General features: G+C 65.9%; 25 protein-coding genes. 10 read left to right on the top strand and 15 right to left on the bottom strand.

All coding sequences use genetic code 11. The features are described 5' to 3' along the window. Window positions 1-4 precede the first annotated feature (4 nt). Complete coding sequence (locus IPU70_RS28820; RefSeq protein WP_207472581.1) at window positions 5-628, top strand: TRAP transporter small permease subunit; 624 nt, start codon at window positions 5-7, stop codon at window positions 626-628. After that, window positions 625-2,598, top strand: coding sequence for a TRAP transporter large permease subunit (locus IPU70_RS28825; protein ID WP_207472582.1), 1,974 nt, complete (start codon window positions 625-627; stop codon window positions 2,596-2,598). The genes IPU70_RS28820 and IPU70_RS28825 overlap by 4 nt, the downstream gene beginning before the upstream one ends. 48 nt (window positions 2,599-2,646) lie before the next feature. On the opposite strand, the gene IPU70_RS28830 is transcribed toward IPU70_RS28825, so the two are convergent. Continuing rightward, window positions 2,647-3,120: a VOC family protein gene (locus IPU70_RS28830; RefSeq protein ID WP_207472583.1), complete on the bottom strand. Its 474-nt coding sequence runs from the start codon at window positions 3,118-3,120 to the stop codon at window positions 2,647-2,649. 18 nt (window positions 3,121-3,138) lie between these two features. Beyond that, window positions 3,139-3,654, bottom strand: a complete 516-nt coding sequence (locus IPU70_RS28835) for a GNAT family N-acetyltransferase (protein ID WP_207472584.1) — start codon at window positions 3,652-3,654, stop codon at window positions 3,139-3,141. Window positions 3,655-3,779: 125 nt separating this feature from the next. Here IPU70_RS28835 and IPU70_RS28840 point away from each other — a divergent pair, with 125 nt between their 5' ends. Further along, window positions 3,780-4,310: a MarR family winged helix-turn-helix transcriptional regulator gene (locus tag IPU70_RS28840; RefSeq protein WP_242702743.1), complete on the top strand. Its 531-nt coding sequence runs from the start codon at window positions 3,780-3,782 to the stop codon at window positions 4,308-4,310. Next, window positions 4,307-5,086 carry a DNA alkylation repair protein gene (locus tag IPU70_RS28845; protein WP_207472585.1) on the top strand — a complete coding sequence of 260 codons (780 nt, stop codon included), beginning with the start codon at window positions 4,307-4,309 and terminating at the stop codon, window positions 5,084-5,086. The genes IPU70_RS28840 and IPU70_RS28845 overlap by 4 nt, the downstream gene beginning before the upstream one ends. Window positions 5,087-5,133: 47 nt before the next feature. Here the strand turns inward: IPU70_RS28845 and IPU70_RS28850 are convergent, their stop codons facing one another. After that, complete coding sequence (locus tag IPU70_RS28850) at window positions 5,134-5,883, bottom strand: SDR family oxidoreductase (RefSeq protein WP_013394252.1); 750 nt, start codon at window positions 5,881-5,883, stop codon at window positions 5,134-5,136. Window positions 5,884-6,056: 173 nt separating this feature from the next. Here IPU70_RS28850 and IPU70_RS28855 point away from each other — a divergent pair, with 173 nt between their 5' ends. Continuing rightward, window positions 6,057-6,848 carry a DUF169 domain-containing protein gene (locus IPU70_RS28855; protein WP_207472586.1) on the top strand — a complete coding sequence of 264 codons (792 nt, stop codon included), beginning with the start codon at window positions 6,057-6,059 and terminating at the stop codon, window positions 6,846-6,848. Here the strand turns inward: IPU70_RS28855 and IPU70_RS28860 are convergent. Then, a complete protein-coding gene (locus IPU70_RS28860; protein WP_207472587.1) occupies window positions 6,815-7,753 on the bottom strand; it encodes a LysR family transcriptional regulator in 939 nt (312 codons plus the stop codon). The two genes, IPU70_RS28855 and IPU70_RS28860, sit on opposite strands and share 34 nt — an antisense overlap. 106 nt (window positions 7,754-7,859) lie before the next feature. Between IPU70_RS28860 and IPU70_RS28865 the strand changes: the two genes are divergently transcribed. Continuing rightward, window positions 7,860-9,038: a CynX/NimT family MFS transporter gene (locus IPU70_RS28865; RefSeq protein WP_207472588.1), complete on the top strand. Its 1,179-nt coding sequence runs from the start codon at window positions 7,860-7,862 to the stop codon at window positions 9,036-9,038. Between the two features lie 56 nt (window positions 9,039-9,094). Here IPU70_RS28865 and IPU70_RS28870 read toward each other — a convergent pair whose 3' ends face one another. The 8 genes from IPU70_RS28870 to IPU70_RS28905 form a co-directional block, all read right to left on the bottom strand. Beyond that, on the bottom strand, window positions 9,095-10,054 hold the full coding sequence (locus tag IPU70_RS28870; RefSeq protein WP_207472589.1) for a DMT family transporter: 960 nt from the start codon (window positions 10,052-10,054) through the stop codon (window positions 9,095-9,097). 82 nt (window positions 10,055-10,136) lie between these two features. Continuing rightward, window positions 10,137-10,961 carry an AraC family transcriptional regulator gene (locus IPU70_RS28875; protein ID WP_207472636.1) on the bottom strand — a complete coding sequence of 275 codons (825 nt, stop codon included), beginning with the start codon at window positions 10,959-10,961 and terminating at the stop codon, window positions 10,137-10,139. A gap of 95 nt (window positions 10,962-11,056) precedes the next feature. After that, the gene (locus IPU70_RS28880) at window positions 11,057-12,334 is read right to left on the bottom strand and encodes an RNA polymerase sigma factor (protein WP_207472590.1); all 1,278 of its coding nucleotides are present in this window, start codon (window positions 12,332-12,334) and stop codon (window positions 11,057-11,059) included. Continuing rightward, window positions 12,331-12,738: a VOC family protein gene (locus tag IPU70_RS28885; RefSeq protein WP_013394245.1), complete on the bottom strand. Its 408-nt coding sequence runs from the start codon at window positions 12,736-12,738 to the stop codon at window positions 12,331-12,333. Before IPU70_RS28885 ends, IPU70_RS28880 begins: the two co-directional genes overlap by 4 nt. 32 nt (window positions 12,739-12,770) lie before the next feature. Continuing rightward, window positions 12,771-13,298 (bottom strand): SRPBCC family protein, encoded by a 528-nt coding sequence (locus IPU70_RS28890; RefSeq protein WP_013394244.1) that lies wholly within the window; start codon window positions 13,296-13,298, stop codon window positions 12,771-12,773. Window positions 13,299-13,341: 43 nt separating this feature from the next. Next, window positions 13,342-13,752 (bottom strand): YciI family protein, encoded by a 411-nt coding sequence (locus IPU70_RS28895; protein ID WP_207472591.1) that lies wholly within the window; start codon window positions 13,750-13,752, stop codon window positions 13,342-13,344. Between the two features lie 229 nt (window positions 13,753-13,981). Continuing rightward, window positions 13,982-14,335, bottom strand: a complete 354-nt coding sequence (locus tag IPU70_RS28900; protein WP_013394242.1) for a YciI family protein — start codon at window positions 14,333-14,335, stop codon at window positions 13,982-13,984. Window positions 14,336-14,454: 119 nt separating this feature from the next. Beyond that, window positions 14,455-14,883 carry an SgcJ/EcaC family oxidoreductase gene (locus IPU70_RS28905; RefSeq protein ID WP_207472592.1) on the bottom strand — a complete coding sequence of 143 codons (429 nt, stop codon included), beginning with the start codon at window positions 14,881-14,883 and terminating at the stop codon, window positions 14,455-14,457. 160 nt (window positions 14,884-15,043) lie between these two features. Between IPU70_RS28905 and IPU70_RS28910 the strand changes: the two genes are divergently transcribed. Further along, window positions 15,044-16,819: a SulP family inorganic anion transporter gene (locus IPU70_RS28910; RefSeq protein WP_207472593.1), complete on the top strand. Its 1,776-nt coding sequence runs from the start codon at window positions 15,044-15,046 to the stop codon at window positions 16,817-16,819. Window positions 16,820-17,576: 757 nt separating this feature from the next. Here the strand turns inward: IPU70_RS28910 and IPU70_RS28915 are convergent. Both IPU70_RS28915 and IPU70_RS28920 read right to left on the bottom strand, forming a co-directional pair. After that, window positions 17,577-17,930, bottom strand: a complete 354-nt coding sequence (locus IPU70_RS28915; protein ID WP_256439256.1) for a flavin reductase family protein — start codon at window positions 17,928-17,930, stop codon at window positions 17,577-17,579. A 13-nt stretch (window positions 17,931-17,943) separates the two neighbouring features. Continuing rightward, window positions 17,944-18,576 (bottom strand): LysE family translocator, encoded by a 633-nt coding sequence (locus IPU70_RS28920; RefSeq protein WP_207472594.1) that lies wholly within the window; start codon window positions 18,574-18,576, stop codon window positions 17,944-17,946. Window positions 18,577-18,676: 100 nt separating this feature from the next. On the opposite strand from IPU70_RS28920, the gene IPU70_RS28925 reads away from it, so the two are divergent. The 3 genes from IPU70_RS28925 (at window position 18,677) to IPU70_RS28935 (ending at window position 21,562) form a co-directional block, all read left to right on the top strand. Beyond that, window positions 18,677-19,129 carry an Lrp/AsnC family transcriptional regulator gene (locus tag IPU70_RS28925; protein WP_013394237.1) on the top strand — a complete coding sequence of 151 codons (453 nt, stop codon included), beginning with the start codon at window positions 18,677-18,679 and terminating at the stop codon, window positions 19,127-19,129. Window positions 19,130-19,335: 206 nt separating this feature from the next. Next, window positions 19,336-20,778, top strand: coding sequence for a DUF1254 domain-containing protein (locus IPU70_RS28930; RefSeq protein ID WP_207472595.1), 1,443 nt, complete (start codon window positions 19,336-19,338; stop codon window positions 20,776-20,778). A 10-nt stretch (window positions 20,779-20,788) separates the two neighbouring features. Next, complete coding sequence (locus IPU70_RS28935) at window positions 20,789-21,562, top strand: hypothetical protein (RefSeq protein WP_013394234.1); 774 nt, start codon at window positions 20,789-20,791, stop codon at window positions 21,560-21,562. On the opposite strand, the gene IPU70_RS28940 is transcribed toward IPU70_RS28935, so the two are convergent. Then, complete coding sequence (locus IPU70_RS28940; RefSeq protein ID WP_207472596.1) at window positions 21,559-22,476, bottom strand: AraC family transcriptional regulator; 918 nt, start codon at window positions 22,474-22,476, stop codon at window positions 21,559-21,561. The genes IPU70_RS28935 and IPU70_RS28940 overlap by 4 nt on opposite strands. Between the last annotated feature and the right edge of the window lie 312 nt (window positions 22,477-22,788).

The raw sequence follows: 22,788 nt of genomic DNA on the forward strand, positions 1-22,788 counted from the left end.
TGAGATGATCCGAATCATACGTTTCATAGACCGCATCTCCACTTTTGTCGGGCAGGCTTTTGCCTGGTTGATCGTCGTTCTCACCCTGCATGTCTGTTGGGAGGTGGCCGCGCGCTACCTGTGGAACCAGCCCAGCGCCTGGGCGTTCGACATGCAGATGATGTACTACGGCATCCTGTTCATGATGGCGGGGGCCTATACCCTGGCCAAGAACGGGCATGTGCGTGGCGACATCCTGTACGGCTTCCTGCCGCCGCGCGTGCAAGCGGCGCTGGACCTGATCCTGTACATCGTGTTCTTCTTCCCCGGCGTGATCGCGCTGGTGTGGGCCGGGTGGTATTACGCCGGCTATTCCATCGCCATCCGCGAGCATTCGTCGCTCATGGCCAACGGGCCGCCCATCTATCCCTTCAAGGCGTTTATTCCCATAGCGGGCGCGGTGCTGCTGGTGCAAGGCGTGGCGGAAGTGCTGCGCTGCGTGCTCTGCCTGCGGCGCGGCGCCTGGCCCTCGCGCGCGGAAGACGTCGAGGAAGTCGACGTCGACAAGCTCAAGCAGATGGTGCATGTCAAGGACGAGGACATCGCCAAGCTGGACCGCTACGTCACCTCCGGGGAGCCGCGCTCATGAAGATCCATAAAGCGCTGTGGTTCGGCCTGTCGTGCATCGGGCTGGTGTTGCTGATGATTGCGTTCCTGACACCCTGGGACCATCTCACCACCGGGCACATAGGCCTGCTGATGCTGGCCCTGATCGTGGTGGCCATCATGCTGGGCTTTCCCACGGCGTTCACGCTGATGGGCATGGGGGTGTTGTTCACGTTCCTGGCGTACTACATGCAGAGCGCGGACGCCGGCCGCTCGGTCGGACAGACGCTGGACCTGATGGTGCAGCGGACCTACGCCACGATGACCAACGACTCGCTGATTTCGATCCCGCTGTTCGTGTTCATGGGCTATCTGGTCGAACGCGCGAACCTGATCGAGAAGCTGTTCCGTTCGATGCATCTGGCGCTGGCGCGCCTGCCGGGCGCGCTGGCGGTCGCCACGCTGGCGACCTGCGCGATCTTCGCCACTGCCACGGGCATCGTCGGAGCGGTAGTCACCCTGATGGGCCTGCTGGCCATGCCTGCCATGCTGAAGGCCGGCTACAGCGTGCGCCTGACCGCCGGTTCCATCACGGCGGGCGGCTGCCTGGGCATTCTGTTGCCGCCTTCCGTGATGCTGATCGTGTACGGCGCGACCACTGGCGTGTCGGTGGTGCAGCTATACGCCGGAGCGCTGTTCCCCGGCATCATGCTGGCGGTGCTGTACATGATCTACGTGATCATCGTGGCCAAGCTGCGCCCCGACATGGCGCCGCCGCTGCCCAAGGAAGAGCGCGGCGTGCCGCTGTCCCGGGAATCCGCGGCGCTGGCGTCGGGCGGCTATACGCGCGCCTTGTCCGGCATGCTGGCGGCCTTGTTCAAAGGGCGCCGCAACCAGGACGTGCCATTCGGCTTCCTGATGCGCAACATGGCGCTGGCGTTGGCGCCGCTGGCGGTCACGGTGTTGCTGGTGGCGGTGGTCTATCAGGCGACGACGCGCCCGGAGGTCGTGTACGAGATTCCCGCCGAGCTGCAGCTGGGATCGGGGGGCTTCGATTCGGAATTGAGCGAGCCGTCCGCCGATGGTCTGGCAGAGCCGCCGTCCAACGAATTGGCCGAGCCTCCCACCAGCGAGCCGGCGGCCGCCACCGGCCTGGCCGAACCGCCAGGCACGCCGGCCGCCGCGTCCGCGCCCGCCTCGCAGTCAGCCGCCTCGCAGTCGGCCGCCGCGCAGGCGCCGGCCGCCGCAGGCGAGGGCATCGCCGCGCCCAAGGGGTTCTGGATCTTCGCGGCCATCTGCGCGGCAATCCTGGCGCTGTTCTATGCGATGCTGACCTGGGCGCGCATGGAAATCTTCAAGATGCTGATGGCCTCGTTCTTCCCGCTGGCCGTGATGATTGCGGCGGTGCTGGGCTCCATCGCCTTCGGCCTGGCCACGCCTAGCGAGGCTGCCGCCATGGGCGCCATGGGCGGCGCGCTGCTGGCGCTGGCGTACCGGCGGCTGAACCTGCCGGTGCTGCGCGAATCTGTATTCCTGACCGCCAAGACCAGCGCCATGGTGTGCTGGCTGTTCGTGGGCTCGTCGATCTTCTCGGCGGCTTTTGCGCTGCTGGGCGGACAGCGCATCATCGAAGAGTGGGTGCTGTCGTTGGGGCTGTCGCAGCTGCAATTCCTGCTGCTGGCGCAGGTCATCATCTTCCTGCTGGGCTGGCCGCTGGAATGGACCGAGATCATCGTGATCTTCATGCCCATCTTCGTGCCACTGCTCAACACCTTCGGCATCGACCCGTTGTTCTTCGGCCTGCTGGTGGCGCTGAACCTGCAGACGGCCTTCCTGTCGCCGCCGGTGGCGATGTCGGCGTTCTACCTGAAGGGCGTGTCGCCGCCGCACGTGACGCTGAACCAGATCTTCCTGGGCATGATGCCGTTCATGGGCATCCAGGTGGTGGCGATCTTCCTGCTGTACGTGTTTCCGGGCATCGGCATGTGGTTGCCGACGGTGTTGTACCGCTGAAGACCCTGGGCGGAGGCGGCTGAGACGCCGCCTCCAAGCCGCCGTGGCTCAGGCCGCCGGCGGAACGTCGCGCCTGCCCAGGCCCGCCGAGTAGCGGATGAGATAGCCATCGGGATCCTGCACCAGGAACTGGTGCACGCCGACCTCGGTCATACCGGCGCGGTACCACTTTTCCTCGGGTTCCATGTACAGCGGCCAGCCGGCGCCGCGCAAGGCGTCGACTATCGGCGTGATCGAAGGCACCTCGATCTGCAGATTGATCCCGCGTCCCAGCGGCGCTTCCAGCGGGCCGGTGATCCAGTTCCTGCCGTGGCCGTATTCCTCCAGCATGACCTGCGAACCACTCTTGTCCAGATAGGCGAAATGGTCTTCCGGGCGGTCGTAGGCTATCGAGAACCCGCAGAGCCCGCACCAGAAATGCAGACTCTTGTGGATGTCGGACACGAGCAGCTCGGGCACGACACGGGCGGCGGAGAATTCGGACGCGGGAAGCACGGGGTAGTTCATGGCGGATTTCTGCATGAATGGCGCATGGGGAGATCAGGGCCGCAATGATAGGTCGGATTCGGCGGCAGGACGCGGCAGTGCATAGACGATGGTGTCGCGGTCGTAGTGGCGTTCGCGCGTGCGGAACGTAAAACCCAGTTTCTCCAGGACGCGAACGGAGGCTTGGTTGTCGGGCCAGACCACCGCGACGAGTTCGGCCACTTCAAGCTCGCGCCAGGCGTATTCGCACAACTGCTTCGCTGCCTGGCTGGCGTACCCCCGTCCCCAAGCCGCGCGTTGCAGCCGATAGGCAAGCTGGATGCTGTCCGTGCCTGCCAGAGGGACCAGGCTCACCCAGCCCACTGCGGTGCCATCGATCGCGACCGCCCAATGGCCCAGTCGGGTCAGCGGTTCACGCAGCCATGCCAGCAGTTCTTGCCGCCGCGCCTCGTCTGCCGGCTTGACGCCAGTGCTGTAGCGCATGACCTCGGGATCGGACTCCATGGCCAGCAGCATGGGGAGGTCATCTTCCTGCATGCGGCGCAGGGTCACGCGGGAGGGTAGGGGCATGGATTCAGTCGTCGACTGCTGAGATAGCCAGGATGATAGCGGTTCGAACCGGTCGGGCCACCTTGCGGATAAATGGTTAGGCGCCTTATTATATTGGCGTCGAGAATCACAGGATCAGATTCCTCATGCAAGACCCGCAACACATGCTGGAACCCAAGCACCGCGCGCTGCTTGAAGTCGCGGCCAGGCGTGGACTGCCGTCGGCGGACGGGATAGGCCTTTGCTTTCAGCTGCTGTCGCTGGCCAACGCCATCGACCGGGATTGCGCCGCCCGGCTGGCGCCGCGCCAATTGTCGGAAGGGAAGTTCGTGCTGCTGTTCCTGCTGCACGAGCAGGCGGACGGCATGTCGCCGCACGAGCTGGCCGATGGCGCCGGTGTCACGCGGGCCACGGTCACGGGCCTGCTGGACGGCCTGGAGCGCGACGGATTCGTCCTGCGGCGCGCCGGCAAGGAGGACCGGCGCAAGATCATCGTGAAGCTCAGCGCCAAGGGGCGGGCCGAGGCCGGGCAGTTGTTCAAGACGCATACGGACTGGATAGGCTCCTTGTTCGCGGGCTTGAGCCTTGCGGACCGGGCGAGCCTGCGCGCGCTGCTGGGTAAGATCTGGCAGGGAACCGACGCGGGCCGGTCCGCGGGACAGGAGGCCATGCAATGAATAAGAAGACTCCCGCCGCGCCGACGGGCCGGGGCGTGAAGGACATCAGCGCCGAGCGCCTGTCGCAGTTGAACGCGGGCGAACCGGCCGGCAACCTGACCGAATGCCTGGCCGTGGACTTTGCCGAACTGATGCAGGCGGCCGCCCCGCAGGTGGGCGCCGAGGCCATCGCCGCGCTGCGCGCCCAGGCCGGGATGGGGATCTCCAAGCGCATGGCCGCGGCAGCGCATCACTTGCAGGAAGGCCTGGGCAAGGACGCCTTCAAACCGTTGCGCAACCACCGCTCGGATACCGTCCGGGGCTGGGCCTGCTTCATGGTCGGGATGATGCCGGATCTGACCCTGAAGCAGCGGCTGGCGTTGATCCGGCCGCTGGCCGACGATGCGCATTTCGGCGTGCGGGAATGGGCCTGGCTGGCGCTGCGCCCGCAGTTGGCGGCTGAACTGGACACGGCACTGGAACTGCTGCAGCCTTGGACGGCGGATGCCTCCGAACGCGTGCGCCGTTACGCCAGCGAGTCGCTGCGGCCGCGCGGGGTCTGGTGCGCGCACATTGCGGCCTTGAAGGCCGATCCCGGCAGGGCGCTGCCCCTGCTGGAGCCGCTGCGGGCCGACCCGGCCGTCTACGTGCAGGACTCGGTCGCAAACTGGCTGAACGACGCCAGCAAGGACCAGCCGGATTGGGTACGCGAGGTCTGCGCGCGCTGGTCCAAAGGCAAGCCGGCCGAGGCGACGCAACGCATCTGCAAGCGCGCGCTGCGTTCCATCGGAGCCTAGCCGCAGGTATCGGCAGATAAGTCCGCGCCAACCCGGCCGGCCAGGGCCTACAACTGGCTCATGCCCCCATCCGCAATGATCTCGGTGCCGACGATGAAGGCGGACTCGGGCGAGGCCAGGTGCAGCACGGTCGAGGCGATTTCCTGCGGCGTGCCAAAGCGGCCCAGCGGCACCTGGGCGCGGATGCTGGCGGCGGTCTTTTCCAGCGCAGCGGCGTCCAGGCCCAGTTTGTCGTAGATCGGCGTGGCGACGGGGCCGGGGCTGATGACGTTGACGCGTATGCCGCGTGGCAGCAGTTCCGCCGACAGGGTCTTGGCCAGAGAGATCAGCGCGGCCTTGCTGGCGGCGTAGATGGAGGACGCCGGCATGCCGATGCGCGCGTTGATCGAGCCGTTGAGCACGATGGAGGCGCCGGGGTTGAGCAGCGGGTCCAGCGCCTGCAATTGAAAGAAGGCGCCCTTGACGTTGGTCGAGAACGTCTGGTCCCAGAGCGCTTCGGTGGCTTCGGCCAGGGGCGCGAAACGCGCCACGCCGGCGTTGATGAACACGGCGTCCAGGCGGATGCCGGCTTGGCGCAGTTCGGTCGCCAGGGCGGCGGGGGCGCCGGGCGCGCCGGCGTCGTTGCGCAGCGCCAGCGCATGGGAACCCAGGCTGGCGCGCACCTGCTTCAGCACCGCGGCATCGCGGCCGGTGACGACCACGCGGGCGCCTTCGGCGGCGAACGCCTGGGCGGCGGCGAGGCCGATGCCGCTGGTGCCGCCGGTGATCAGGACGGTCTTCTGTTCGAAACGGTTCATGGTGGGCTCCTTGGAAGCCGGGGAGTGTCCTGCGCGCATGCCGCTGGCAGGATTGCCGCATTCCACGATAGATCAATCAAGGGCCCGGCGGGCGATTCGTTATAGTCATTGCTGACCGCGATCAATCTGCGGCAATGCGGCAAAGTCCGCGCACAACAGTCCAAGGGACGGGCATGGAAGAGACGACACTGAACTGGGCATCGCTGGTCGATGAACTGAACAAATTGCTGCGCCTGAAGACCACGGTCATCGGCATGAAGCTCTACGAACGTGAAGAAGATATGGCGGCGGTAAAGGGCTTGCGGCGGCCGCAGGCCACGCACACCACCGACCAGATCGTCGGAATGGCCGCCCGGCTTGGCTGGACCGTAGGCATCACGGGTGACGACCTGGTCGGCGCCCAATGCCGCGCCGTGATCGGCCTGGGGCCGCAGGACCAAGCCTGGAAGCGCGGCGAGGATTACGTGGGCGTTTGGCACGCCACCCAGGAAGACGCCCAGGCGCGGCAGGAGGCATTGTCCTGTGTGCCGGCGGGCAAATATCGCGGGCTGGTGGTGTCGCCGCTGGCCTCGGGCCGGCTGGACCCGCCGGACATCTGCCTGATCTACGCCACGCCGGGACAGATGATCATCCTGATCAATGGCCTGCAATGGAAGCACTACCGGCGCTTCGACTGGAGCGTGGTGGGCGAGACGGCCTGTGCGGACTCCTGGGGCCGCGCGCTGGCCACCGGCGAACCCAGCCTGTCCTTGCCCTGTTACGCGGAACGCCGCTACGGCGGCGTGCCCGACGAGGAAATGCTGATGGCCTTGCCGCCGCGCTACCTGCCCATCGCCATCGAGGGCATGAAAGCCTTGTCGGCCAATGGCCTGCGCTATCCGATTCCGCCCTACGGCATCCAGAACGACGTGCGCGCCGGCATGGGCGTGAGCTATGCGCGCGCGCCAGCGTCGTCCAAGCCCTGATGGACGGCTGCGCGCAAGGCGCCCGCCAGCACGCGGGCGGCCGGTCCCAGGGGCTGGTCGATGCGGTGCGCCAGATAGGTTTCGCTGGCGACTTGGCTGCCGCGGCCCAGGCTGTCGGTCGGCAGCCGCAACAGCCGGCCTTCGGCCAGGTCGCGCTGCACCTGCCAGTAGGGCAGCCGGCCCCAGCCCACGCCCGCCAGGATCAGGGCGTGCTTGGTGTCCTGGCCGCTGACGCGGCAGGTCTGCGGCGACAGCACCGCGAAGTCCCGGCCCTGTGTCAGCGAGGAGGGGTCCATTTGCACGATCTGCACATGATCGGCGAGTTCCGCCGGACCCAGCGGGATGTCGGCGGCGACGCGCTGCGCCAACGCATGTCCGGCGCCGACCACCGCCACCATCTGCACGGACGACAGCGCCTGCATCACGATGCGCGGGTTGCGGAAATGGTCGCCGGCGACGATGGCCAGCGTGTGGCTGCGTGTCAGCAGGGCTTCCACCGGGCCGCCCAAGGGCAGTACGGATACGCGGACGGCGACGGACGGGTAGGCCGCGCGCAGGGCGTTCAGGGCAGCGCCCACCTCGGCGATCGGAAACAACGTGTCCACCGCCAGCGACAGTTCCAGCTCGACGCCTTCGCCCAGGCCTTGGGCGCGGGCGCGCATGGCGTCCACGCGCAGCAGGATGTCGCGGGCGTTGGCCAGCAGCGCCGCCCCTTCTGGCGTCATCACGGGCCGATGGCCGCTGCGGTCGAACAGCGTCACGCCCAGCTGCGCTTCCATATTGGCGATGGCGTGGCTGACGGCCGACTGCACCCGCGACAGGCGGCGCGCGGCCGCGCGGAAACTGCCGGCGTCGGCCACGGCGGCGAACACGCGCAACTGGTCCAGGGTCAGGGCGTCTATCATCTGGCCGGCTGATCTATTAAATCGATCAAATACATCAAAAGATTATCACTTACCGGGATCGGTTTGCGCTGGCATCCTGGCTGGGTTGAAGCAAGGGGAGACTGGAATGGGCAAGGAAGGAACGCGCTGGTCGGCGGTGCTGGCCATCGTGGGGGCGGGCGTGGTGGCGGCGCTGCAAGTGGGCAAGGTCATCATCGCCGCGCCCTTGCTGCGCAAGGACATGGGGCTGGACCTGGCCTCCATCGGGGCGCTGGCCGCGGTGTTTTCTATCCTGGGGCTGGTCGGCGGGATCGCGGCCGGGGGCGTCATCAACCGCTACGGCGCGCGGCGCATGCTGCTGGCGGGCCTGGTGGCCACCGCAGCGGGTTCGGTGATGGGCGCGATGGCGACGGTCTACAGTGTCCTGCTGGCCTCGCGGGTGGTCGAGGGGCTGGGCTTTCTGATGATTACCGTGGCGGGACCTGCCGCCCTGCAGCGCATGGTGTCGGCGTCCACCCGCGACTTCGCTTTCGCGCTGTGGAGCTGCTACATGCCGGCCGGCATGGCGATTGCGATGCTGGCCTCGCAGGCCTTCAGCGGCTGGCAGGCCTATTGGTGGTGCGCGGGTGCCGCGGTGCTGGTGGCGCTGGTTTGCGTGGCGGCGCTGGCGCCGGCCACGCCGGGCGGTGCCAGCCTGTCCTGGCGGGGCTTGCGGCAGGACACGGTGGATACGATGGGCGCGCCGGGTCCGCGCTTGCTGGCGCTGTCGTTCACGCTCTACAGCCTGATGTTCTTCGCGCTGTTCACCTTTCTGCCCGTATTGCTGACCGAACAACTGGGCCTGCCGCTGGCGACCGCCGGCCTGTACAGCGCCATTGCCAGCGCCGCCAACGTGGTCGGCAACCTGGGCGCGGGCGTGCTGCTGGCGCGCGGCTGGCGGCGTTCGACGCTGATCGCTTGCGCCAGCCTGATCATGGGCGCGGTGGCGCTTTTGATTTTCCGTTCAGTGCTGCCGGCCATGCCGACCTTTCTGTTGTGCGTGCTGTTCTCGGCGGTGGGCGGGCTGATACCGGCCACCTTGCTGGGCACGGCGCCGTTGCTGGCGCCACGACCGGCGTTGACGCCGGCGTCGGTCGGGCTGGTGATGCAGGGTAGCGGCCTGGGCCAGGTGATCGGTCCGCTGGCGGTGGGCGGCGCGATCGACCGCTACGGCTGGTCGGTGGCTTCGCTCATCGTGGCCGCGGCCGGGCTGGGCGGCGTCTTCCTGGCATGGCGCCTGCGGCACTTGAAAGGTCCCGGGCTGTAGACGTCGCGCGGTTGTCGCTAGCACCGGTCTGGGCCGATGTCCGCTGGGGCGCGGCCCTACGCAGCCACGGGCAGGGGCTCGGGCTTGATCCGCACGGCGCGCAGCACGCCCACCATCAGGCAGGCGATGCCGATCAGCGTCAACGGCTGGGGCATCTGCCCGCGCAGGATGTAGGCATAGGCCAGCGCCGCCAGCGTTTCGAACACGATCAACTGTCCGGCCAGCGCGGTGGGCAGGCGCTGGCTGGCTTCGTTCCAGCACAAGGTGCCCAGCCAGGACGCGAACAGGCCGATGATGGCCATCAAGGCCAGGAAGACTTCGGGCCGGGGGCCGGCCGGCATCGGAAAGTCGCTGCCAGTCGCCGCCATGCCGGCCCACAATATGAGGTAGCCCGCCAGCGCCAGCGGCAGCGTGGCCACGCCCTGGGCCGTGGCCCAGGTGCGGGGGCTGCGGTCGGGGTGGGCGCGCAGCCAGTCCGCGTTGCGCAGCGGATACCAGGTCCAGCAGGCCACCGCGCCCAGCGCCAGCAGCGCGCCGATGGCGTAACGCGACATGTCGGCGTCCGGCTCCTGGCGCAAGGCCTGCAGTTCGACCTGGTTGACGCAGGCAATGCCCAGCGCGATCAAGGCCAGTGCGGGCGCCAGCCGCTTCCATGGCAGCCGGCCATCGCGCCGGGCGTTGCGCAGGTTGGCGCTGATGGCGATGACGACGGGCAGGGTGCCGATGATCATGGTGGGCACGGGGCCGCCCGCGCGCTGGATGGCGCTGGCCAGGCACAGGTAATAGAGCAGGTTGCCGATGGCGGCGAGTTTCAGCGCTTCGATCCAGTCGGCGCGCTTCAATTGGCGCAGCCCGCGGCGGTCCAGCCAGGCCAGCGGCAGCGCGATCAGGCCGAACGCCAGATAGCGCGCCACGGATTGCAGCGCGGCGGGGTATTCCGGCAGCAGCAGGGGCCCCACGAACACCAGGCCCCACATCAGGCCGGCGGCCAGGGCGTAAAGGGTTCCAGCCCACATACGACGTCGCTCCAGGTCACGAATGGCGGCAGTCTAGCCAGCGCGCGGGCGGCGCGTCTTGTACCAGATTGCTGCACGCGACTCAGGCGCGGACTTGCTTCTGATAGCGCGAGGGCGTGACGCCGTAGCGGCGCAAAAAGGCGCGGGTCAGGTGGGCCTGGTCGGTCAGCCCCGCCGCCAGCGCCACCTGGGCCGGGGGCTCGCCCGCTGCCAGCCGGCGCTTGGCCTCGAACAGCCGCAGCGCCATCAGCATCTGCTGCGGCGTGGCGTGGTACTGCGCCTGGAAGCTGCGCAGGAAATGAAAGGGGCTGAGCCCGGCCACGGCCGCGAGTTCGTCCAGCGTCAGGCGGCGCGCCAGATGGGCGCGCAGGTAATCGATGACGGGTGCGAAGCGCGGCGAACCTTCATCGCGGGCCGCGTGCGGCACGCGCGCATGGCGGCGGAATTCGCCCAGCAGCGCGTACAGCGCGCTGTCGAAAGCCAATGGCTCGCGCGCCTGCCACAAGGTGTCCAGCAGCGTGGTGACGCGCTGCGCGCCGGCGGCGTCATGGCCGACGGCAGTATCGAACCACCAGCCGCTTTCGCCGGCCACGCGCGCCACCACGTCCGGGTCCAGATAGACCATGCGATAGCGCCAGCCGCCCTCGGTTTCGGCGCGGCCGGTATGCAATTCGTCGGGGTTCATCAGCACCACCGAGCCGGAGGGCGCCAAATGCTCCGCGCCACGGTAGCGGAAGCGTTCGACGCCGGCCTCGATCGCGCCCAATCCGTAGGCTTCGTGGGTGTGGGGCTCGAAGGCGTAGCGGATGATGTGGGCGCGGTACAGCTCCACGCCGGGCTGGTGCGCCGCCTGGCGGAACTCGGCCCGGTCGCCGGGATGCTCGAACGCCTGCGGCACGCCCGGCATGGCGGGCGCGGCAAGGTCGGACGGGGCATGGTCGGCGGGGCGCATGGAGGGATTTAAGCATGCCGGCCAGGGCCCCGGCGCCCGGACCGGCGCGTCTATGAATCGGCCATGTCGCGCGCCCGCGCCAGCAGCAGTTCCCGTTCGCGCGCGTTGCGTGTCATGCCGGCCGCGCGTTCGAACTCGGCTCGGGCTTCGGCCTTGCGTCCCAGCTTGGCCAACAGGTCCGCGCGCACGCTGGGCAGCCAGTGGTAATTGGCCAGCGCCGGCTCCCCGGCCAGATGGTCGGCCAGGTCCAGCCCGGCCTGGGGGCCAAACGCCATGCCCACGGCGACGGCGCGGTTCAGCTCCACCACCGGCGACGGCATGGCCTGCGCCAGCGCGTCGTACAGCGCCACGATGCGCGGCCAGTCGGTTTCCTCCGGCGTGCGCGCGCGGGCATGGCAGGCGGCCAGCTCGGCCTGCAGTGCGTAAGGGCCGCGCGGCGCGCCCAGGCTGTCCGACAGCGCCAGCGCGGCGAGTCCGCGCCGGATCAGCAGCGGATCCCAGCGGCCGCGATCCTGTTCCATCAGCAGCACGGGGCGGCCTTGCGCGTCGGTGCGCGCGTGCAGGCGCGAAGCCTGCAGCTCCATCAACGCCGTCAATCCGTGGACCTCGCTTTCACCGGGCGCGAGTTGGGCCAGGATACGGCCCAGGCGCAGCGCTTCGTCGCATAGCGCGGGACGGACCCAGTCATCGCCCGAGGTGGCCGAATAGCCCTCGTTGAAGATCAGGTAGATGACCTCCAGCACCGACGCCAGGCGCGGCGCCCGCTCTTCGGCCTTGGGAACTTCAAACGGCACGTTGGCCGCGGACAGGCTGCGTTTGGCGCGCACGATGCGCTGCGCGATGGTCGATTCCGAGGCCAGGAAGGCGCGCGCGATCTCGGCCGTGGTCAGGCCGCCCAGCAGGCGTAGGGTGAGCGCCACGCGCGCCTCGGTGGAAAGCAGCGGGTGGCAGGCGGTGAATACCAGCCGCAGCAGGTCGTCGCCGATGTCATCCTGGCGCGCGGCGTCCAGCGCGTCGACGAAGTCGGGCTCGACGTCGGCCTGCAAGGCCTCCAGTTCGTGCCCGATCTGCTCGTGCTTGCGCGTATGCAGCGCGTTCAGCCGCAGCCGGTCGCGCGCGCGGTTCTTGGCGGTAGTCATCAGCCACGCTCCCGGGTTGTCCGGCACGCCGGTTTCGGGCCAGCGTTCCAGGGCGGCGACCAAGGCATCCTGCGCCAGCTCTTCAGCCAGCCCGACGTCGCGCACCAGGCGCGCGACGCCGGCGATGACGCTGGCGGCCTCGATCCGCCAGACTGCCTCGATGGCGCGATGCACGGCCTCCTGCGTCATGCGTTGGGCACTTCGCCGGGAACCATGTACACCAGCTCCCAGACATGGCCGTCCAGATCCTCGAAGCCGTGGGCGTACATGAAACCGTGGTCCTGGGGCTGGCGCGGAGCGGTGCCGCCGCCGGCGAGGGCGCGCGCCACCTGTTCGTCCACCTCGGCGCGGCTGTCGCAGGACAGCGCGATCAGCACTTCGGTGGATTTCGTGGCGTCGGCCACCGGCTTGCCGGTAAAGGTCTGGAAGAAATCCTTCACCAGCAGCATGACGTAGATGTTCTCGCTCACGACCATGCAGGCGCCCTGGTCGTTGGTGAATTGCGGATTGAAGCTGAAGCCCAGGCCCTTGAAGAAGGCCTGCGATTTCTGCATGTCATTGATGGGGAGATTGACGAAGATCTGGTTGTGCATGATGTTCCCGCTTCCTTTTTAGTGTGGTTGTCCTAGCGCCTTTCTGCCAGGGTCTTGAGGTTGGCCAGCCCGTCTTCGAAATCCTTCCCGACCATGCTGTCCATGTTGAAAAAGAGGTGCATCAGTTTGGCGACATAGTTCAGCCGGCCTTCCATGGCCCAGGTGACTCGCGTGCCGTCGCCGGCTGGCGCCAGGGTGAAGTTGACCTGGTTGACGGCGGAGAAGGGCTTGATGAAGGTCAGCCGCATGGCCACCGAAGCGTCCGGCACGGCGCTTTCGATCTGCATCTGGCCCACGCCGACTTCCTTGCTTTCCCATGCGTAGGTCGCGCCTGGGCCGGCCGTCACCGCGCCATAGGTACCCTTGATCGCGGGGTCCTTCTTTTCGTAGGGATTCCAGGTGTTGAAGGCGTGCAGATCGTTGATCAGGGGAAACAGGCGCGCCGGCGGCGCCTGGATCTGCGCGCTGCGTTCGACGCGGAAGGTGTCCGGGCGCGTGGCCGCATAGGCCAGTACGAGCACGATGGCGGCCAGAACGATGAGCAGCAGGGTTTTCAGCATGAATGAAGTCCGTTGATGGGTAGGGGGAGTGTGGCGATAGTGCTCATTGACCGTTGCCGGGTATCCGCCGGTAGCGTTCGACGCCCTCGCTGGGGCCGAACTCGTCCAGCTCGAAGACCTGGCGCACTTCGACGGCGCAGGGCTGGCCGGGGAAGGGCTCGGGAAAACGCAGCGCCCATTGCATGGCTTCCTCGCGCGAACGCACCTGGATCATGGTGTAGCCGGCGATCAGCTCCTTGGTCTCGGCGAACGGACCGTCGACGATCTTGCGCTGGCCCTGGTCGTACTGCACCCGCCAGCCCTTGGAGGAAGGGTGCAAGCCATTGGCGTCCAGCAGCACGCCGGCCTTGGCCAGGGCTTCGTGGTAGGTCGCCATCGCGCCCAGCAGGCTTTCCTGCGGCATCACGCCGGCCTCACTGTCCGGCGTGGCCCGGACGATGATCATGTATCGCATTCCTGAGACTCCTCGATTCAGAAAACACAGCCCAAGGGGGGGCTTGTACTGGCACGACGAACGGCGAGACGCGGGATCGACAAGAAAATGATGAACCTAGGGTAAGTACTAGGTTTGACCTGCTGGCGACGGATCCCCGGAAATGGAATCGGGGTAGCGGGCGCCGGCCCGGGAGCAGCCCGGCGGCGCGGTCATCCGGCCAAGCGGTAAGGCAGCCGAATAGAGGCGCCTACATGAAGCACGGACCCAGTTCGCGGACTTCCACCGTGGCCCATTGCGCCGCCGGGCATTCGGCCGCCAGCGCCAACGCCTCTTCCCGGGTTTCGCAGTTCAACAGGAAGAAGCCGCCGATCATTTCCTTGGCTTCGGCGTAGGGACCGTCCAGCAGGGAGCGTTCGCCGTCGCGGATCTGCAAGCGCACGGCTTCCGATTCGGACTTCAGGGACTCCGCGCGGGCCAGCAGGCCGCGCGAGCTCAGGTCTTCGGCATAGCGCAGCATCTGCGCGTAGGCTTCACGGCCTTCTTGGGGCGTGCGTTGGGCGCGCTGGCCCACCGGTTCGACGATGAAAAGCAGATAGGACATGGGATCTTCCAGTGCGGACTGCTGATAAGGTTCGCCAGATTACCGCTATTTGTTGCGCCCGGACCATCCCGCGACGCGCGCCAAAAGGCGTTGTTTGTAAGCAGAGGTAGGCGGCAGGCTCAGCCGCCATCCCTCAGCACAGCCACGCCCGTACGGGGATTCACCAGTGTGACGTTCTCCAGTGCCTTGATGCGCCAGGCGCCGGCCTGCCGCGTTAGCACGGCAAGAATCATGGTGTCGACGGCATGCGCGCCCGCCGGATGGGCCGCGCCGGCCGCCAGGCGGCTCCAGAAGTGCACGACCGCCGCGTCGGCGCCGATCGGCGTCACGCCGACGAGTTCGTTCGCCAGCGTGGAATCGCCATAGATGGTGGCGTGAATGGGAGCATGCATCTTGACGATTTCGTCGACGCCGCGCACATAGTGGCCGAACCGGTTCACAAACGTTGCGTCCTCATGGAACAACGCGCCTAGCGCCTGCATGTCATGATCGTTCCAGGCGGCCTGGAACGCGCCTGGGACGTCTTCGGGATTGTGCATTTGCGTCATGTGGATTCTTGCCAGTGCCTGTATAAGGAAAGGATGCCGTGCCGTGCGCCGCCATGGACGGCCGCAAGCATGAATAATGCGTCAGACTACGGAATCGGCGCTACCGGATTTGCAGCCTGACACGCGCTGCCGGCACGCCCGTCCACACTGCGAAGGTCCCATGGCATCCCATACTTCCGCCTCCAAGGATATGTCCGCCGCCGGCTGGCTGCGCTGGCTGCCCGGGCTGGCGATGCTCCGGTCGTACCAGGCCGCCTGGCTGCCGAAGGACCTGGCCGCGGGCCTGGTGCTGACCACCATGCTGGTGCCGGTCGGCATCGCCTATGCCGAAGCCTCCGGCGTTCCAGGCGTCTACGGCCTGTATGCCACGATCATTCCGCTATTGGCCTATGCGCTGTTCGGCCCCAGCCGGATCCTGGTGCTGGGGCCGGACTCCGCCCTGGCCGCGCCCATCCTGGCGGTGGTGCTCAGCGTTTCGGAAGGCGATCCCATGCGCGCCGTGGCCGCGGCCAGCCTGATGGCCTTGGTGGCCGGGCTGTTCTGCATCGTCATGGGCCTGCTGCGGCTGGGCTTCATCACCGAGCTGCTGTCCAAGCCGATCCGCTACGGCTACATGAACGGCATCGCCTTGACGGTGCTGGTCAGCCAGTTGCCCAAGCTGTTCGCCATCTCCATCGAGGACGCTGGTCCGCTGCGCGAATTGACGCAGCTGGGACAGGCCGTGTATCAGGGCCAGACTAATTGGTACAGCTTCGCGGTGGGGGCGGCGACCCTGGCGGTGATCCTGCTGCTCAAGCGCTTCGAGCGCGTGCCGGGCATCCTGATCGCGGTGATCCTGGCGACGCTGGCGGTCAGCTTGTTGCACCTGGATTCCCAGGGCGTGAAAGTGCTGGGCGAGATTCCGCAGGGGCTGCCCAAGTTCGCCTTGCCATGGCTCAGCAACGCGGACCTCGTCAAGATCGCGCTGGGCGGCTGCGCGGTAGCGCTGATCGCGTTCGCGGATACCAGCGTGCTGTCGCGCACCTATGCCGCGCGCACTAATACGCGGGTCGATCCGAACCAGGAAATGGTGGGCCTGGGCGTGGCCAACCTGGCGGCTGGCTTCTTCCAGGGCTTTCCCATCAGCAGCAGCGCGTCGCGCACGCCGGTGGCCGAGGCGGCGGGGTCGCGCACGCAGCTCACGGGCGTGGTGGGCGCGATTGCGGTGGCGGTCTTGCTGGTCGCGGCGCCGAATCTGCTGCGTTACCTGCCGAACAGCGCGCTGGCCGCCGTAGTGATCGCAGCGGCCATCGGCCTGTTCGAATTCAAGGACCTGCGGCGCATCTACCGCATCCAGCAGTGGGAGTTCTGGCTGTCGATGGCGTGCTTTGCCGGCGTGGCCGTGTTCGGCGCCATTCCCGGCATCTGCCTGGCGGTGGTCCTTGCCGTCATCGAGTTCCTGTGGGACGGCTGGCGTCCGCACTACGCCGTGCTGGGCCGCGTGCCCAACCTGCGCGGCTACCACGACCTGAAACGCTATCCGAATGCCTCGCTGATCGACGGCCTGGTGCTGTTCCGCTGGGACGCGCCGCTGTTCTTCGCCAATGCCGAGCTGTTCCAGCAACGCCTGATGGAAGCCGTGGACGCCTCGCCCACGCCGGTGCGCCGGGTGGTGGTGGCGGCCGAGCCGGTCACCAGCGTCGACGTCACCTCCGCGGACATGCTGCGCGAACTGAGCCGCAGCCTGGCCCAGCGCGGCGCGGCGCTCCATTTCGCGGAAATGAAGGATCCCGTGCGCGACAAGCTCAAGCGCTTCGAGTTGACCGAGATATTCGGCGACGACCGGTTCCACCCCACGGTGGGGAGCGCGGTGGACAGCTATTCCGATGCTCGCCCCGATGGGGCTGCGCTTCGGATGGCTCCGGGGTCCTCGGCAGGCAGTTGCCGGATGCCTTAATTTCGGACCCCGTTCATGGGCAGATGCCATGAGCCGGTGGCCGGACGGAGGGATCCGAAGCGCAGCCCCACCGGGGCGAGCATCGGAATCCCGCAGTCCGGACGGCGGCGGCTCAAGAACCCCAGCCTTTCAAAACTGAAGTGCGGGGCGGTAGGGCTTCGAGCTTGCGGATGTTGGAGTTCTTTAGCCGCCGAGGCTCCCCTGCGCCATTCCGATGCTCGCCCCGGTGGGGCTGCGCTTCGGATGGCTCCGGGGTCCTCGGCTGGTAGTCGCCTAATGCGTCGAGTTTGGACCCCGTTCATGGGCAGATGCCATGAGCCGGTGGCCGGACGGAGGGATCCGAAGCGCAGCCCCACTGGGGCGAGCATCGGAATCCCGCAGTCCGGACGCCGGCGGCTCAAGAACCCCAGCCTTTCAAAACTGAAGTGCGGGGCGGTAGGGCTTCGAGCTTGCGGATGTTGGAGTTCTTTAGCCGCCGAGGCTGCCCTGCGCCATTCCGATGCTCGCCCCGGTGGGGCTGCGCTTCGGATGGCTCCGGGGTCCTCGGCTGGTAGTCGCCTAATGCGTCGGGTTTGGACCCCGTTCATGGGCAGATGCCATGAGCCGGTGGCCGGACGGAGGGATCCGAAGCGCAGCCCCACCGGGGCGAGCATCGGAATCCCGCAGTCCGGACGGCGGCGGCTCAAGAACGCTGCCTCCCAAAATCGAAGTGCAGGGGCGATAGGGCTTCGAGCTCGCGGATGTCAGGGTTCTTTTTTTAGCCGCCGAGGCTACCCTGCGCCATTCCGATGCTCGCGGGCAACGGTGAGCCGTCCAGCAGGGGAAACGCCGTTGAAGCAGCTTCTTGCTGGTTCAGCGCCTTCACTTCGCCAATCACGGTCAGGTGATCGCCAGCGGCGTGTTCGGCATAAATCTCGCAATCAAGCCAGTGCGGGCTGCCGGCAATGATCGGATTGCCTAGCGGCGATTCCTGCAACTCGACTTCGTGCCGCTTGTCCGTGCCTCGCTGAGCGAATTGGTTGGAAATCTTGATCTGTTCATCCGACAGGATATTGACCACGAATCGACCCGCCCGGGGAAGTTTTGGAGGGCGCGGGCGGCGGGCATCCAGGGGATTAGGCCGATCAAGCCATCAGGACGGCGATCTGCTCCCCGAAAAGAATCAGCGCGATGACGATCATGGCCAGGCCCGAGAACTGGCTCACCCGGCGCGCCGCCGTCGGCCGCGTTTGCAGGATCGCCTTCGAGCCCAGACCCACCAAGGTGTAGATGACCGCGCAGTTCAGGATCTGCAAGATGCCCAGCGCCGTGATCTGCGTGGAAATCGGCCACGCGCCATCGCGGCTGGTGAACTGCGGCAGCAAGGCCAGGAACAGCAGGATGGCCTTGGGATTGACGCCGCTGACTGCGAAACCGCGCGCGGCCCAGGCCATCCAATGTCCCGAGGCTTGCGCATCGCCGGCCTGGGGCTCGGAGGGATGGGCCAGCACGTTGGCGCCCAGCCACAACAGATACGCGGCGCCGGCCAGGGTCAGGACGGTGAGGATGGCGGGTTCGCTCGCCACCAGGGCGCCTATCCCCGCCGCGACCACCATGGTGATCATCAGATAGCCGGTCAACATGCCCGCCACGGCCGGAAGCACTGCCTTGTCCCGCAAGCCGGCGGATATGGCATACGCCCAATCCGCGCCCGGGACGACAACCAACGAAAGCGAGACGAGCCAAAACGCCACCAGATTGCCGGTTTCCAACTGCATACCCCAAATGAACCACAGGCGGGGAATGTTATCGGCGATGAGCGGGGAAGTGCTCCCGCTATCTACCTGAAAAATTCTGTATATGGGTAGAATCTCCCGAATGGATGACTTAGATAGAAAGATTCTTGCTGAACTGCAGCAGGACGGCCGGATTTCCATCACGGACCTGGCCGAACGGGTCGGTTTGAGCCTGTCTCCCTGCCACCGGCGGCTGCGGGCGCTGGAAGAGGCGGGCGTGGTCAGCGGCTACGGCGCCAACATCAATCTGGCGGCCGTCGGGCTGAACTTCTCAGCCATCGTCTTCGTCACGATGCGCGAAGGCAGCAGCGACCGGGTGTCGGCGTTCGAAGCCGCCTTGCGCGACATTCCAGAGGTAGTGCAGGCGCAGCGGCTGTTTGGCGACCCGGACTACATGCTGCATGTCGTTACCCAGGACTTGCCGGCGTTCCAGGCGCTCTACGACCGGGTGTTGTCGGCGCTGCCTAGCGTGCTGCGCTTGCGGTCGACGCTGGTGATGAAGAACGTGCTGCGGAACCGGCCGGTGCCGCTGTGAGGTCTCGGCGGGGTTGACCGCGGGATGGACCGCAATAGCTGAATCCAATCAGAGGAGGGCAGTTGAACAGGCCGTGTGGCGCAAAATGAGTGGCGAGCCGATTTCCCTTCTCCTACGCTGCGGGTGTTTCTTTCTTCGCTGGGCAATGGCTGTCCAGGTTTGTGTCTGTTCCACGTTTTTATAAGTAATCCTGTCGGAGCATGTGAATGAAGCTAACACGTCGAGAATTCAATGCCGGTGGCGTCGCCTTGCTGGCAACCGCCACCCTGGGCGCTTCCGCGCGCGCGGCCGATGGCCTGGTCGCGAATTTGCCGGAAGGCGATGAGCAGTTTGGGCTGGCGACCGAAGCCTATATTTATGCCTATCCCCTGGTGACCATGGAGATGACCCGGCGGGTTATCACCAACGTCGCGGAGCCCAAGGGCACCCGTGCGCCCATGGGGCATCTCATCAAGCTGCGTCAATATCCCGACGCCAAATTCCGCGACGTGACCGCACCGAACGCCGACACCCTTTACACCACGGCCTTTTTCGATGTGGGCGACGAGCCCTGGGTCGTCAGCCTGCCCGACCTGGACGACCGCTACGCGCTGTTCCCTATGCTTGATGGTTGGACGACCGTGTTTGACGTGCCAGGAAAACGCACGACCGGCACCGGTCCGCAAACCTTCGTGGTGACGGGCCCAGGCTGGGAGGGGACCATTCCCAATGGCATGACGCAATACAAGTCGCCGACCAGCATTGTGTGGCTGCTGGGCCGCATCTACTGTTCAGGCACGCCGGAAGACTATGCCAAAGTCCATAAGCTGCAAGACGAAGTAAAGCTCTGTCCCCTCAGCGCCTGGGGCAAGAACTGGAACGCGCCCCAAGGCAAGGTCAATCCCGCCATCGATATGAAAGCGTCCGTTCGCGACCAGGTCAACAACATGGACGCGACCGAATACTTCACCTTGTTTGCCAAGTTGCTGAAAAGAAACCCGCCGAGCGCGGCGGACGCGCCCCTGGTGGCAAAGCTGGCATCGATGGGTATCGTGCCGGGCCAGGACTTCGACAAATCCAAACTCGATCCCGCTCTTGCCAAACGTGTTCCGCAGGTAGGTTTCGGACGGATCATGACGCACTTCAAGTCCAGCGGCGGCGACATCCAGGACGTCGATGGCTGGGGATTCACGACCAAGACCGGTATTTATGGCACCAACTATATCCAGCGAGCCCTGATCACCGCGATCGGCCTGGGCGCCAACCGGCCCCAGGATGCCATCTATCCCACGTCCCTGAAGTCGGACACCGGAGCAATCAAACGCGTCTACAACGGTTCGGAAAAGTATGTGCTGTCGTTCAAGAAGGGGCTTACGCCGCCGGTTTCCGGATTCTGGTCATTGACCATGTATGACGCGGACTACTTCTTTGTCGATAACCCGCTCAACCGTTATTCCATCAGCGCGCGCCAGCCGCTGAAAGCAAAAGCGGACGGCTCGATCGACCTGCTCATCCAGCATGAATCTCCCGGCCCAGGCCTGGAGTCGAACTGGCTGCCGGCGCCCAAGGGGGAATTCATCCTGATGATGCGCCTGTATTGGCCCAATGAGAGCGATCCTTCGATCATCAATGGATCCTGGACCATTCCGCCGGTAAGAAGAGTCAGCTGAATCTTTAACGATGAAAAAGAAGATCACAGGCTGCCTGGTTTGCGGATTGCTCTATGCCGGTTCCGTGGCGGGCGCGGAACGGGAGTCTGCCGCGGCGGACTCCCAGCCTTCCAGCGAATGGAAGTTTTCGGTTACGCCGTATTTCTGGGCAGCCGGACTGTCGGGCAAGACCTCTCAGTCGCGTTCCCCCGTCATCGATTTCGACGCGGGATTCGACAAACTGTTCGACAACCTTGACTTTGGAGCCATGCTTATCGGCGACGCGCGCAAGGGGCGATACAGTATTTTCGGCGATTTGATCTACACGAAAATCGGTTCGCAGGGCGATACGCCGCACGGTATTCTTGCCACCAGCGCAGAGGTGCAGACGTCGACGTTTGCGGGGCTCATCGGAGTCGGTTATTCCGTCCTTGAAAACTCGCCACACCAGTTGGATGTCGTGGCGGGCTTGCGGGTCTGGTCGGTCGATACCGACGTCACCTTGAAAGGCGCGCATCTCAATGGCAGAAAAACCAGCGACGGCGCCACCTGGGTCGACGGGCTGGTGGGCGTGCGGGGAAACTACGTGTTGACCCAGAAGTTCTACATCACCGGTTGGGGCCTGATCGGTGCAGGCGGCGCCGATGCGGACTGGGATGTAGGGCTGGGTGTCGGCTACAACTTCAGCAAGAGCGTATCCGCCGCCGTCGGCTACCGCGCCCTGGGCGTGGATTACAACCGCGGCGGTTTCAAGTTCGACGCCGTGCTGCAGGGGCCGATGGCGGGTTTGACCATTCGTTTCTAGCCTGTCTTCTGACTCAGCCGATACTCATGCGGCGCCAAGCCGACGGCATTGCGAAACGCGCGAGCGAAATTCGCCGGACTGGAGTATCCGAATTCCGTTGCAATCTCGGTGATCGAAGCATTTGTCCCCGCCAGTAATTCCTTGGCGCGGCGCATGCGGATGACGTTCACGAGTTCTCTGAAGTCCGAGCCGCTATCGCGGCGCAGCACCCGTTGCAGCGTCCGCACGCTGCTGCCCAACGCCCGCGCCGTGCTGTCGATCGATACGACGCCGCTTTGGACCTGCGCGCGGATATGCGCGACGACCACTCCCAGAAAGTTTCCCAGGTCGGCAGGTTCCAGAAGCACCCGCGCGACGTCGTCGATCGTCACCAGGCGTGACCGAATGCCCGCCTTGGCCGGGCGCTGCAATAGGCGGGCATCAATGCAGACGGATACGGCTTCGGTCTCGAACACGACGGGGCACAGGAAAGTATCCTCGAAAGGGGCGGACGCCATTGGACGGCGTATATCCAGTTCAATCTGAATGGGAAGAAAGTCCGCTCCCAGATAGGGGCGCAAAAGGCTGAGCAACACTACCGCCGTGCCGGTTGCAATATGCGCGTAGCCGCGACGGCCTCGCATGGCATGGAAATAGCTGATTCGGGCAATGCCCTGTTCTATCGTGAGCTGCAACCGGTCGCCTGTGCTGTGATAGCCCAATGAGGACGCGGCCCGCGCAATCGCCTCGCCCAGGTTGTCGGCAGCCAGGACATATTCTCCCCAGCGGCCATAGGTCGTGAGCGACAGGCACGGGGCGGCAAGCAGGGCCAGGTTGGCCTCTCCGGAACGCCGTTCGATCTCCCACAGGAAGTCTGTCATGACGACCTGAGGAATGAAGCATTCCTGGTTCTCGATCAGCTCGATATCAAGCATCACGGCTTCTTTGGCATACCTCAAAACCCTGTCGCCGAATGTATGCCTGACCAGGCCGGATACGCCTGCCAAGGTCGTGACTGATTTCACAGGAGGAGCCAGAACGCCGGAACCTGGATAGGATCGACAGGACGCTGGCGTCAAATGAGTGGTGACTTGGTTCACTTCTGACTACCTTTGCCATGTAGTTGCGTGGAACCTGTCAACTCTCTTTTTTGAGACTTGCAGAGGTCGGTCCTGTCGTGCGAATCCAATATTACATTCGGCGGAACGAGCCAGCCGCTCGCGCTGCCGTTTTACAACATCGGCGGA

Source organism: Achromobacter sp. SD115 (assembly GCF_017355315.1).
Classification (GTDB): domain Bacteria; phylum Pseudomonadota; class Gammaproteobacteria; order Burkholderiales; family Burkholderiaceae_B; genus Achromobacter; species Achromobacter xylosoxidans_B.

Excerpts from the sequence above, each read along its gene's own strand:
- IPU70_RS28820 (WP_207472581.1), top strand. The coding sequence starts at position 5 with ATGATCCGAATCATACGTTTCATAGACCGCATCTCCACTTTTGTCGGG.
- IPU70_RS28825 (WP_207472582.1), top strand. The coding sequence starts at position 625 with ATGAAGATCCATAAAGCGCTGTGGTTCGGCCTGTCGTGCATCGGGCTG.
- IPU70_RS28830 (WP_207472583.1), bottom strand. The coding sequence starts at position 3,120 with ATGCAGAAATCCGCCATGAACTACCCCGTGCTTCCCGCGTCCGAATTC.
- IPU70_RS28835 (WP_207472584.1), bottom strand. The coding sequence starts at position 3,654 with ATGCCCCTACCCTCCCGCGTGACCCTGCGCCGCATGCAGGAAGATGAC.
- IPU70_RS28840 (WP_242702743.1), top strand. The coding sequence starts at position 3,780 with ATGCAAGACCCGCAACACATGCTGGAACCCAAGCACCGCGCGCTGCTT.
- IPU70_RS28845 (WP_207472585.1), top strand. The coding sequence starts at position 4,307 with ATGAATAAGAAGACTCCCGCCGCGCCGACGGGCCGGGGCGTGAAGGAC.
- IPU70_RS28850 (WP_013394252.1), bottom strand. The coding sequence starts at position 5,883 with ATGAACCGTTTCGAACAGAAGACCGTCCTGATCACCGGCGGCACCAGC.
- IPU70_RS28855 (WP_207472586.1), top strand. The coding sequence starts at position 6,057 with ATGGAAGAGACGACACTGAACTGGGCATCGCTGGTCGATGAACTGAAC.
- IPU70_RS28860 (WP_207472587.1), bottom strand. The coding sequence starts at position 7,753 with ATGATAGACGCCCTGACCCTGGACCAGTTGCGCGTGTTCGCCGCCGTG.
- IPU70_RS28865 (WP_207472588.1), top strand. The coding sequence starts at position 7,860 with ATGGGCAAGGAAGGAACGCGCTGGTCGGCGGTGCTGGCCATCGTGGGG.
- IPU70_RS28870 (WP_207472589.1), bottom strand. The coding sequence starts at position 10,054 with ATGTGGGCTGGAACCCTTTACGCCCTGGCCGCCGGCCTGATGTGGGGC.
- IPU70_RS28875 (WP_207472636.1), bottom strand. The coding sequence starts at position 10,961 with ATGCCGGGCGTGCCGCAGGCGTTCGAGCATCCCGGCGACCGGGCCGAG.
- IPU70_RS28880 (WP_207472590.1), bottom strand. The coding sequence starts at position 12,334 with ATGACGCAGGAGGCCGTGCATCGCGCCATCGAGGCAGTCTGGCGGATC.
- IPU70_RS28885 (WP_013394245.1), bottom strand. The coding sequence starts at position 12,738 with ATGCACAACCAGATCTTCGTCAATCTCCCCATCAATGACATGCAGAAA.
- IPU70_RS28890 (WP_013394244.1), bottom strand. The coding sequence starts at position 13,298 with ATGCTGAAAACCCTGCTGCTCATCGTTCTGGCCGCCATCGTGCTCGTA.
- IPU70_RS28895 (WP_207472591.1), bottom strand. The coding sequence starts at position 13,752 with ATGCGATACATGATCATCGTCCGGGCCACGCCGGACAGTGAGGCCGGC.
- IPU70_RS28900 (WP_013394242.1), bottom strand. The coding sequence starts at position 14,335 with ATGTCCTATCTGCTTTTCATCGTCGAACCGGTGGGCCAGCGCGCCCAA.
- IPU70_RS28905 (WP_207472592.1), bottom strand. The coding sequence starts at position 14,883 with ATGACGCAAATGCACAATCCCGAAGACGTCCCAGGCGCGTTCCAGGCC.
- IPU70_RS28910 (WP_207472593.1), top strand. The coding sequence starts at position 15,044 with ATGGCATCCCATACTTCCGCCTCCAAGGATATGTCCGCCGCCGGCTGG.
- IPU70_RS28920 (WP_207472594.1), bottom strand. The coding sequence starts at position 18,576 with ATGCAGTTGGAAACCGGCAATCTGGTGGCGTTTTGGCTCGTCTCGCTT.
- IPU70_RS28925 (WP_013394237.1), top strand. The coding sequence starts at position 18,677 with ATGGATGACTTAGATAGAAAGATTCTTGCTGAACTGCAGCAGGACGGC.
- IPU70_RS28930 (WP_207472595.1), top strand. The coding sequence starts at position 19,336 with ATGAAGCTAACACGTCGAGAATTCAATGCCGGTGGCGTCGCCTTGCTG.
- IPU70_RS28935 (WP_013394234.1), top strand. The coding sequence starts at position 20,789 with ATGAAAAAGAAGATCACAGGCTGCCTGGTTTGCGGATTGCTCTATGCC.
- IPU70_RS28940 (WP_207472596.1), bottom strand. The coding sequence starts at position 22,476 with ATGCTTGATATCGAGCTGATCGAGAACCAGGAATGCTTCATTCCTCAG.